15 protein-coding genes are annotated in these 8,657 nt (G+C 63.4%); 1 reads left to right on the forward strand and 14 read right to left on the reverse strand.

Translation table 11 applies throughout. The annotated features are described in order from the left end of the window. A partial coding sequence (locus tag AB0M22_RS45370; RefSeq protein ID WP_364740252.1) for a hypothetical protein occupies positions 1-74 on the forward strand: 74 nt, incomplete at its 5' end. Between the two features lie 30 nt (positions 75-104). Here AB0M22_RS45370 and AB0M22_RS45375 read toward each other — a convergent pair. The 14 genes from AB0M22_RS45375 to AB0M22_RS45440 all read right to left on the reverse strand — a co-directional run bounded on the left by AB0M22_RS45375 (position 105) and on the right by AB0M22_RS45440 (position 8,578). Next, positions 105-1,367, reverse strand: a complete 1,263-nt coding sequence (locus AB0M22_RS45375; RefSeq protein WP_364740201.1) for a tyrosine-type recombinase/integrase — start codon at positions 1,365-1,367, stop codon at positions 105-107. Then, the gene (locus AB0M22_RS45380; RefSeq protein WP_364740204.1) at positions 1,367-1,552 is read right to left on the reverse strand and encodes a helix-turn-helix domain-containing protein; all 186 of its coding nucleotides are present in this window, start codon (positions 1,550-1,552) and stop codon (positions 1,367-1,369) included. The genes AB0M22_RS45375 and AB0M22_RS45380 overlap by 1 nt, the downstream gene beginning before the upstream one ends. A gap of 14 nt (positions 1,553-1,566) precedes the next feature. Continuing rightward, positions 1,567-3,258, reverse strand: a complete 1,692-nt coding sequence (locus AB0M22_RS45385) for a replication initiator (RefSeq protein WP_364740207.1) — start codon at positions 3,256-3,258, stop codon at positions 1,567-1,569. After that, positions 3,258-3,887: a hypothetical protein gene (locus tag AB0M22_RS45390; RefSeq protein WP_364740210.1), complete on the reverse strand. Its 630-nt coding sequence runs from the start codon at positions 3,885-3,887 to the stop codon at positions 3,258-3,260. The genes AB0M22_RS45385 and AB0M22_RS45390 overlap by 1 nt, the downstream gene beginning before the upstream one ends. A gap of 236 nt (positions 3,888-4,123) precedes the next feature. After that, positions 4,124-4,276, reverse strand: coding sequence for a hypothetical protein (locus tag AB0M22_RS45395; RefSeq protein WP_364740213.1), 153 nt, complete (start codon positions 4,274-4,276; stop codon positions 4,124-4,126). Continuing rightward, the gene (locus tag AB0M22_RS45400; RefSeq protein ID WP_364740216.1) at positions 4,273-4,584 is read right to left on the reverse strand and encodes a hypothetical protein; all 312 of its coding nucleotides are present in this window, start codon (positions 4,582-4,584) and stop codon (positions 4,273-4,275) included. Before AB0M22_RS45400 ends, AB0M22_RS45395 begins: the two co-directional genes overlap by 4 nt. A gap of 11 nt (positions 4,585-4,595) precedes the next feature. Further along, positions 4,596-4,907, reverse strand: a complete 312-nt coding sequence (locus AB0M22_RS45405) for a hypothetical protein (RefSeq protein ID WP_364740219.1) — start codon at positions 4,905-4,907, stop codon at positions 4,596-4,598. Beyond that, the gene (locus tag AB0M22_RS45410; RefSeq protein WP_364740222.1) at positions 4,904-6,217 is read right to left on the reverse strand and encodes an FtsK/SpoIIIE domain-containing protein; all 1,314 of its coding nucleotides are present in this window, start codon (positions 6,215-6,217) and stop codon (positions 4,904-4,906) included. Before AB0M22_RS45410 ends, AB0M22_RS45405 begins: the two co-directional genes overlap by 4 nt. Then, positions 6,217-6,435 (reverse strand): hypothetical protein, encoded by a 219-nt coding sequence (locus AB0M22_RS45415; RefSeq protein WP_364740225.1) that lies wholly within the window; start codon positions 6,433-6,435, stop codon positions 6,217-6,219. Before AB0M22_RS45415 ends, AB0M22_RS45410 begins: the two co-directional genes overlap by 1 nt. Continuing rightward, positions 6,435-6,722 (reverse strand): hypothetical protein, encoded by a 288-nt coding sequence (locus AB0M22_RS45420; protein WP_364740227.1) that lies wholly within the window; start codon positions 6,720-6,722, stop codon positions 6,435-6,437. The genes AB0M22_RS45415 and AB0M22_RS45420 overlap by 1 nt, the downstream gene beginning before the upstream one ends. Next, positions 6,722-7,072 (reverse strand): hypothetical protein, encoded by a 351-nt coding sequence (locus AB0M22_RS45425; protein ID WP_364740230.1) that lies wholly within the window; start codon positions 7,070-7,072, stop codon positions 6,722-6,724. Before AB0M22_RS45425 ends, AB0M22_RS45420 begins: the two co-directional genes overlap by 1 nt. Further along, complete coding sequence (locus AB0M22_RS45430) at positions 7,069-7,326, reverse strand: hypothetical protein (protein ID WP_364740232.1); 258 nt, start codon at positions 7,324-7,326, stop codon at positions 7,069-7,071. The genes AB0M22_RS45425 and AB0M22_RS45430 overlap by 4 nt, the downstream gene beginning before the upstream one ends. Further along, positions 7,326-8,132, reverse strand: coding sequence for a DUF2637 domain-containing protein (locus AB0M22_RS45435; protein ID WP_364740235.1), 807 nt, complete (start codon positions 8,130-8,132; stop codon positions 7,326-7,328). The genes AB0M22_RS45430 and AB0M22_RS45435 overlap by 1 nt, the downstream gene beginning before the upstream one ends. Positions 8,133-8,137: 5 nt before the next feature. Then, complete coding sequence (locus tag AB0M22_RS45440; RefSeq protein WP_364740238.1) at positions 8,138-8,578, reverse strand: hypothetical protein; 441 nt, start codon at positions 8,576-8,578, stop codon at positions 8,138-8,140. Positions 8,579-8,657: the final 79 nt, after the last annotated feature.

Raw genomic sequence — 8,657 nt, forward strand, 5'->3', positions numbered from 1 at the left:
AGATCACCCAGATCTACGAGGGCACCAACCAGATCCAGCGTCTGGTCATGTCCCGCGCGCTGCTCAGGGGCTGATTCCCAGATCGATCGGGTGTTCCACATTGGCTATCTCTCCTCCGCCAGGCCGTCTACAGGCCGTGAGGAGCGGATAGACCGGAACACCCGATCGATCGCTTTGCGAGCCCGTGCATAGCTGGACGGAACCAGATGCGTGTAGGTCCGCAAGGTGAAGCCTGGATCGTTGTGACCGAGGAACTCCGCGAGTTCTTTGATCGAGCACCCGTCAGCGAGCAAGATCGATGCGAAGAAGTGACGCAAGGCGTGCATGCCATCGCCGCGGCCCCGGTACTCGATTCCGCCGAACCTAAATGCCGCTTGCCATACGACCTTCGTGAACAGGTCACCGGTATAGAGCCGTCCATTTTCGCCCGTCATCAGTAGCCGCACCGTCACCAGTTCGCCATCCGGCTTCCCCCATGGGAGCGTGACATGTACTGCGGGGAAAGACTTTTCGTGCTCTTCGATCTCGGCGAGCACACTGTCCGAGACCGGCACCGCCCGTGTTTTACCGCCCTTGGGCAGCGCGAACATCATCACGCCCTTCACGGTCTTGATCTGCCGCTCCACGCTGATCTCGCCAGCAGCACGATTGACGTCGTCGGGGGAGAAGCCCAGAATTTCGCCTTGCCGAAGGCCAGCACCAGCTCCGAGCGGCACGACGATCCGAAACCGCTCGACCAAGGCATCCCGAACCGCGAGCAGCTTATCTTCCGGCCAGATGACGATCTTCGGACTGCGAGCGACCGGCCGACGAACCGTTTTCGCCTTGCACGGGTTCGTGCGAATAATCTTGTCGTCTACTGCCGAATCACATACCGACGAGACGATGGTGAAGATCACCGCCTGATAGTTGTCCGACAACTTCTCCTCACCCATCCATGCAACGAAATCACGTATGGTGGAGGGCTTTTCGATGTCAGTAAACGTCTTATCGCCCAACTTCGGATAAATCCGATGCTCGAGCCGCGACCGTACGATCTCGCGTGTAGCCGGATCAGGCGGTAGGGCCTTGTACCAGCTCTCCGCTTGCTGCCGAAAGGTCTTCCGGGAAGCGCGCGGATCGATGTACTTGCCTTCGCGCTTGTCAGATTCGACCTCGATCAGGAAGTCGTCGGCGCGCTTCTTCTCCCGGTCTGGGAACGACTTTGACCGTTCGACGCCGTCGGGGTCGATATAGCGGACCCGGTAGCGCAGTCCACGCCCGTACAGCTCGGTCTTCTCCATGACCGGTTTGCCACGCCCGTTGACGACCACCTTGTCGTTCTCGTCACGCTGAGGTCGCCACCAGCGATCATCGACATGCCCCATCAGGCAGCCTCATCCAGGTCAGCCCAGGCCCGCAGCCGGACAGGGTTGTAGCGCAAGTGCCGGCCGACCTTACGGACCGGCGGGCCTTCCCCGAGCCACTTCCACTGATAAAGCGTCTTCACTGGCACGTTGAGGAAGTACGAGGCTTCCTCCACCGTCCACAACCGATCGCTGGGTAGCTCCATGACCAAGTCCCTCCCTACACTGCTTGCTGAATTGCCGAAGTTTCTGGTGGCTCCGGTGGACCGGCAGCCAACTGGGCTTTCAAGAGTTCCGCGCGCCAAGTGGTGCGTTTGGCGATCGCGCCCATGATCAGGTACTCACGCAACGGCCTGGACTTGTCACCCGGTTCGACCGGGGTCACCTTGTAGTGACTGGTATCCGGCTTCTCGATACCGGCGTCCGCGAGTAGTTGCCGAACAAACTCGACTCGGTCCTGCTTGTGGTCGATCAGGGTCTTTCCGGACCACTTGCGCGAAACCAGGACCCGGCGACCTGGCAGCCCCAAGGTGTCGCGGCGGTGTGCTTTGCCCCGGCAGCGACCAGGAACCGTCTTATCGCTGGCTCCCTGGGGGACGATGCCGTATTTCAGCCAGACCGCACAGCGGGGCGAGCACGGGGTGTGCTGCAACTGGGTGTGTAGCCGGTCGTAATGCTCTGCGGCACGGTCGGATTGCGGTTCGACGATTTCGGCGATGGACTTGACCAGGTACTTGGTGACGTAGCCGATGGTCCGGCCGGCCTTTTCGGTCCCGGCAGCGATTCCGGTGATCTGCTTGCGGTCCATCTGCGACCCGAACCGCACCGTATGCGCCGGTTCCAGGTCATCGACAGCGTCGAGGATGTCCAGCGCGTCATCCCAATAGGTCAGTGCCCGACCGGTTTCGGGGTCTACGAAGGTGGTCTTCTTGTGATCCCACACCGGCATGTGTGCGCCGCCGTACACCTGGTCCTCGGCGTCGAAGCGCGGCCACCACACCTGGTGATAGGTCGCCGCGGTGACCTGCTTGAGGATCTCGCGCGAGATGACACCTCGGATCAGGATGTGCAGATGCGGAGCACCCCGCCGTTGGGGTTCGACGGTGGCGAAGTACTGCACGTCATAGCCCACGCAGCGGCGCAGGTTCTGAATCCAGCGATCGACCAGCCGGGAGAAGAACACGATATCGCGTGCGGCACTGGGATAGTCGTAGTTATCCGGGGCGATCGGAGAGCCATCCGAGCAGGGTTCGCCCTTGTCGTTGACCGCGCCGTCGTCGTGGATTTTGCCGTAGCTGGGCATGGTGAGCGTGACGAACATCGAGGACAGGTGCCCGCCGATCGCCTTGCCGACAGTGCGTTTGGTGACCTTGCGGCGAGGCAGGTCCGGAACGTCCTGACGCCGGCGAGTGGAGCGTCGACGCCGATCCTTGCCCGTGGCGTCCAGAGCCGGGAGACGGCCACGCAGCCCCGTCTCTCGCAGATCCTCATCCAGAGCCCGGATGACATCGCGCAGTGCGGTGGCGAGATCTTCATCGGCGTCGGCAACAGCATTGCGGTACTGAGCGACGAGATCTGCTCTGTCGGTGAGCAATTCGACCTGCCGAGCAGTCGGGTCACCCGCCGGGTCAACCGGTTCGGTTGCGGCGTGCCAGCCTTCACGGCACTGAGCGATCCGCAGCAGCCGGTTGGCCTTCGCACACGCCGGGCACACCGATTCGATCGTGGACTTACACGGCGAACCTTCGTAGGTGACCGTGCCGGTCTTGGGATCTTCCACCCGCATCGCGATCGGTCGTTTGCACACCTTGTACTGATCAGCCGCGGCTTGGGCGACCTCGTAGAGGTTGGGTAGGGCACGGCGTTGAGCCGCTGTCGCCCCTGTCTTGGGTAGTTCGGCGGTGGCGTTCATCAGGCAGCGTCCTTCCGGAAACGCCCAGCATCGGGACGGGGCATCGGGACGGTTTCGGCGAGGGCATCGGCGTAGCGGAACACCAGCTCGATCACGCCGGGACCGACGACATGGGCGCGGCATTCCAGAGCTTCGAAGGTGTGGGCCAGGGGCTCGACACGGTTTTCGTAGTCGGCGGGGCACTGGCCGTCGAGCATCTTGACCCGCACCCAGTCCAGGCCGTCGCCGATCTCGGCCAGGAGCAGCCGCGGAACCAACGTCGACGCTCCACCGGTCACGGTGAGCTTGCAGGCGTCCAGTCGTTTGTCCCAGCGCAGCCGGTAGCGGAACCAGCGCAGGAACCGGGCACGGGCGCGCCGGGTGAGCCACCGCTCGAAGGTCTCCGGATGCTTCGCACGCCAGAGCACCATCCCCGCGATGGACACCCCGACCACCACGAGCGCCCACGGCCAGCCGAGGAAAAGGCCGGCGCCGACAGCCAGCCCGACCGGGATCGAGACCATCGGGAACAACACCGCCCACCAGGCCGTCACCACGGCGAGTTTGAGGATCTGCCAGACCAGCATGAGCAGGGCTTCGGTGATGACCTCGGCCGGTTCTTTGTGTGTGTCAGTGGTTTTCGTGGCCATCACTGGGCCTCCTTGTCGAACAGGTCCAGTGCCAGTTGTGTCGGCACCGGGGTTTCATCGATCCATTTGCGCCAGTTCTCGGTGTCCGAATCTCGGTACACCACACTGGTTTTCATCTTCTTGTTGGCCTTGAGGTTGCAGGCGTAGAGAGTCGCGTCGGTGACGTTGCGGGCCTTGGGCAGGGGGGCGTACCGCCAGTCCGATCAGTACGCCCCACTGCACCTGCTTGCGGTCGCTCACGCCGCCCAGACCTGATCATCGACGCCGGTTTCGTCGTCCCATCCCGTAGACCCGTTGTCTACGAGCAGGCGCACCGAGCGCAGCCGGATTGCGGCATCGATCTCGTCGGCATCGAATCCGTCGTTGTCGTCGAAGAGGTGAACGGTCATGGCAGGGCCTCGATTTCAGGGATGCCGCACACGGTGCAGGTGCGCAGGCGAGTGGATATGCCGAGCAGGCGTTTGGTGGCCTGCCAGGTGTCGGGGAAGTGGTGGCCGTTGCGGTCGCAGTAGTCCGCGGCGATGCAGCCGTCACACCAGATCCGGTCACCGTCATAGATCCAGCCGACGCCGGCCGAACGGGCTTGGATGTAGTCCACGGCCTGCTGAACGGTGTCGAAACAGATTGATTCGCCTGTGTTTTCGGTGTAGACGTCGCCGCACATGTCGCAGTAGACGACGACGTGAGTTTCGGTCACGAACCCTCGCTTCATGCCAGGACCTCCGCCACGGACAGCCCGCACCGCGTGCATTGGCGAGTCACCAACGTCGCGTTGTCGGCGATGACACCGATGCAGGTGTGCCAGTCGTGACCGGGGTTGAAGCACGGCGACAGTGGCAGGCAGTTCGCGCACATCAGCCTGTCGCCGTACAACTCCCAGCCATCGGCACCGTCCACGAAGTAGTCCGCGGCCTCATCGATCGAGCTGAACTCTTCCGGCTCGCCGGGTCGGCCATAGCACCTATCGCACTCACAGCAGGTGGCCAGCACCGGGCCTGCTGCCACGAATCCGCGCCTCATGCCGCCACCCCGTCTTCGTTCTCGTCACCGAGGTCATCGGGGTCGAAATCGGCGTACTCGGCCAGCACGGGCCGTTCGTGTTCGCGGTTGTAGTCCGGGGTGAAGTGCTCGACCAGATACGCGATGTCATCGCGGGAGACGAAGTAGGAGCGTGCCCGCACGATGTTCGGTGTGCCGTCTTCGCGGACATAGGCCACACCTGGTGTGTTGTAGGGGATTTCATCGCAGCGGGCACCACGATCACGAGCCGAATCACCGTGCACCATGTTGATCTGGGTCTTCTCGTCCAGGCGCAACGCGATCCGCACCGGGATCAGCTGCCGCATCGGCAGGGTCTCCTTGGACGGGTCCTGCACGCAGGTGATCACGCAGAACCCCGGAGCGCGACCCTGGGTGAGGATCTTGCCGTAGTGACGTTCGAACTTCTCGATCAGCGCCTTTTCGGCGTAGGAGGTCATCGAGGCGGCCTCATCAACGATGATCACGATCAGCGGTTCATCAGTGCTCGGGACGTGCTTCTCGATACCGGCTTCCCGGCAACGCTCAGCGCGTTCGAGCATCAGCTGTTCGGCGTCGGCCATCATCGTGACGATGCCCTCGTCGGTGTACTCGCACCGGGTCATGAGCTTGCGGCCCCGCCAGAACTCCATGCCGCCCTTGGGATCAGCGACCCACAGTTCCACCAGACCGGCCTTGATCGCGGGAGCCAGACCGGCGATGATCGCCCACACCAGACCGCCCTTACCGGCATTCGTGCCGCCAGCCAGGAGCAGATGCCGATACAGCAGTGCCAGCCGCCAGGTCTCCCCGGATTCCAGCACACCGACCGGGATCGCCTCCAGGTCCACATCATTGGAGACCGCCACCGACGCCGATGTCGGAGCAGCGAGAGTGTCGAACACCCTCACCTGGAGACGAACCCAGCTCGGCGCAGGCGACGACACTGTCACCTCGGCCACCCCCAGGTAGGTAGCGAACTGGGCGCGCACGTCTTCGTTGTTCCAGTCCTTGAGCTTCTGGCCACCCAGCATCACCACGTCGGCGTAGAGGCCGTGCACGTCGTAGTCCCAGCCATCCACATACGGGAAACCGGTCTCGGGCGAACCCAGGTCCAGGGCGGCGAGCATCATGTTGGTTTGGTGCGGATCCGCCAGAATCGTGACAGCGGTACGCAATTCGGCCGGAGCAACCGCGGCGATATCGGCCACGGTGATCGGGCGGACGCCGGCACCGAGGGACCGCAGCCACATCAGCCCACACCCACCGATCACCGCACCACTACCGAGAACAGCGAGATCAGACAGCATCATCACACCAACCCCCGCAACGGCTCGAACGACAGCGACACCGAATGCTCAGCGAGCACGTTCGGCAACACCTCCCACAGCACGCGGGCATCCTCGATGGACAGCCGGACCTCGGTCCCGCCGACCAGGAACGACATCCGAGCCGCGGCCTGAACCGACTGGAACGGTGACGCCGCAACATATTTCACGTGCCGCAACCCGCCGACGATCGGAGTACTCATCACCGTGCCCCCTCCGGCTTCGGGGTGCCGGTCGGCGCGCAGGTCCACAATGTGAACCCGATCAACGGAGGCCCGTCGGGGCAGTTGGCGTCACGGAAGGATGCCTTCGGGACGTCCTCGCAGAACATCACGCACCCATCCGGGCGGGTACTGGTCTGATAGGCCACCGGTGCCGGTGAGCGGTCGTGGGTCAGCAGTACCGCTGTCGCCATGATCGCGACCGCGGGCACACCGAGCACGGCCACCAGGAACGGCGGATGGACAACGCGTTGAGTAGTCGTGGACATCACGCCACCTCGCTGTTCTCACGCGCCCGCAGGGTGATATCCGTGTACGGAATCGGCGGCAAGTCAGCGCCATTGGCGATCAGCGCATCCCGGTAGGCAGCCTCGAGGACAGCGATAACGCCGGGAAGGTCTTCCGGTCGCAGATACAACGCGCTCCACAAGCCCTGGCACCCTGCCCCGGTTCCGCCGAGGGTGACCATGACCGCAGCCCGGCATTTGTCGTAGCGGGCACCAATCGCACCGTCACCCACGAGGCGCACCCCGTCGCGTGCCATCTCCATCGACGTTCGATCCGACATGTTCCGGGTGACCCAGTAGTCCTGGCACTGGTGCATCAATTCCGACATCACGCCGCCGCCTTCACCAGATCGACGCGAGCCGTAACGGCATCGTGTTCGGCCAGCACCGTCACCAATCCCGCCACCATGGCGCGCGCATCCTCGATGGTCAGCCTCAGCCACGCATCAGCTCCGAGATCGACCCGCACGTAAGCCGGAACGGCCATCTCGAACCGCTCATCAGGCCCGTAGCGGTACGGATGAGCAGGCAGATACAGGGCCTTCTCGAATTCGGCAGTGGCACTTGTGAATACAGTTGAAGACATCAGTTACTCCTGACAGGAACAGCGATCGGCAATGCTTGCTGCACCGGTCGCGCAGGGTGAATAGGGCGAATCGGTGCCATGACCGGTCGTTGAGCAGACACCGGTATCGGTGCCGCAGGAACCGGGGCAGCAGCGGCCACCGGGGCAGGTTTCGGTGAGGGATTGCGGACGTAGTTCGCGGCGGTGCGAGCCGAAACACCCAGCGCCTTACCGATTTCGGCGTAGGTCTTGCCGTCATCGTGCATCGTGACGGCCCGAGCGACCTTGGCCGGATCACGACGCGCAGACACCGCACCCCGCCGAGGAACAGCGGGAGCAGCGACCGATGCAGTAGCCGCGGTAACCGGCGCGACAGCCACATCGGCTACCGGTTCGGGTAGGGGGATCGAATTACGTTGTGCGGCACGGAAAAGCATCGCCAGACCGTGCGTGTCCACGAGTAGGGATATCGGGGCGATCGCAGCCACCAGGGCCGCAGCCCACCAGGGAAGGATTCGGCCGGCCGCGACCGCGTGCAGGGAGTTGCCCGCGATCGAGACCATGGCACCGATGCCCAGGACCCACAGGAACCAGCGCCGTTCGGGACAGGCCGCCAGCACCAGCGCGGAGATGGTGGCTTGGATGATGGTGCCGTCCACGATGACCGGGAACAGCCACGCCCATTGCTTCGGAGTGTTGGCCAGTATCGCCAGATCACGCAACGCTGCGAAGCTCAGGACGAATGCCGCTGTCCCGATGATCACGATGATGATGACGGCGGACCAGCGCGCCCACCGCATTCCCGCTGACTGCTGATCCGCCGCCATGATGATCAGGCCGCCTTGTTCGCGGCCGGGGTGTTGACCTTCACACCGGAGTTATCGCCCTTGATCCCGGTCGCACGGATGTTCCAGCCGATCGACTTGAACTCACCCGTACCGACAACCTTCGGCTTGAGCTGCAAACCCTCCAGCTCGATCGGCCGCACACCCGGCGAAATCTCCGCCGTAGCAGGGACCGGCTGCTGATCGGCAACGAAGACCACATCGAAGCTGGACTGCCGGGCGTTCCCACCGCTCGGGTCCATGATCGTGGCCTTCCACAACCGCAGGCCGGTGCCGTTGCCGTCGCGGTCGAAATCCAACTGGTGACGCTTCGGCGCACTGCGATCCTGGTTGAACTCCGTCATCGGCTCGATGCCCCCGAGCAGGAACACCCCCATCGGGAACGCCGCGCGGAAATCAGTCGACAGCCACATGTCCTTAAGTGCCATTGCGCTCAACTCCCTTGTCTCCGTTTATGTTTCGAATTTCACCGTCCATCGGGGGAGGTGATGATTTCATCGTAACGTA

Source organism: Nocardia sp. NPDC051756, assembly GCF_040681495.1.
Taxonomy (GTDB): Bacteria; Actinomycetota; Actinomycetes; order Mycobacteriales; family Mycobacteriaceae; genus Nocardia.

What these genes read in the sequence shown, in the direction of transcription:
- AB0M22_RS45420 (WP_364740227.1), bottom strand. Translation starts at nt 6,722, where the DNA reads ATGTCCACGACTACTCAACGCGTTGTCCATCCGCCGTTCCTGGTGGCC.
- AB0M22_RS45405 (WP_364740219.1), bottom strand. Translation starts at nt 4,907, where the DNA reads ATGAGGCGCGGATTCGTGGCAGCAGGCCCGGTGCTGGCCACCTGCTGT.
- AB0M22_RS45415 (WP_364740225.1), bottom strand. Translation starts at nt 6,435, where the DNA reads ATGAGTACTCCGATCGTCGGCGGGTTGCGGCACGTGAAATATGTTGCG.
- AB0M22_RS45410 (WP_364740222.1), bottom strand. Translation starts at nt 6,217, where the DNA reads ATGATGCTGTCTGATCTCGCTGTTCTCGGTAGTGGTGCGGTGATCGGT.
- AB0M22_RS45430 (WP_364740232.1), bottom strand. Translation starts at nt 7,326, where the DNA reads ATGTCTTCAACTGTATTCACAAGTGCCACTGCCGAATTCGAGAAGGCC.
- AB0M22_RS45385 (WP_364740207.1), bottom strand. Translation starts at nt 3,258, where the DNA reads ATGAACGCCACCGCCGAACTACCCAAGACAGGGGCGACAGCGGCTCAA.
- AB0M22_RS45375 (WP_364740201.1), bottom strand. Translation starts at nt 1,367, where the DNA reads ATGGGGCATGTCGATGATCGCTGGTGGCGACCTCAGCGTGACGAGAAC.
- AB0M22_RS45395 (WP_364740213.1), bottom strand. Translation starts at nt 4,276, where the DNA reads ATGACCGTTCACCTCTTCGACGACAACGACGGATTCGATGCCGACGAG.
- AB0M22_RS45435 (WP_364740235.1), bottom strand. Translation starts at nt 8,132, where the DNA reads ATGGCGGCGGATCAGCAGTCAGCGGGAATGCGGTGGGCGCGCTGGTCC.
- AB0M22_RS45380 (WP_364740204.1), bottom strand. Translation starts at nt 1,552, where the DNA reads ATGGAGCTACCCAGCGATCGGTTGTGGACGGTGGAGGAAGCCTCGTAC.
- AB0M22_RS45440 (WP_364740238.1), bottom strand. Translation starts at nt 8,578, where the DNA reads ATGGCACTTAAGGACATGTGGCTGTCGACTGATTTCCGCGCGGCGTTC.
- AB0M22_RS45390 (WP_364740210.1), bottom strand. Translation starts at nt 3,887, where the DNA reads ATGGCCACGAAAACCACTGACACACACAAAGAACCGGCCGAGGTCATC.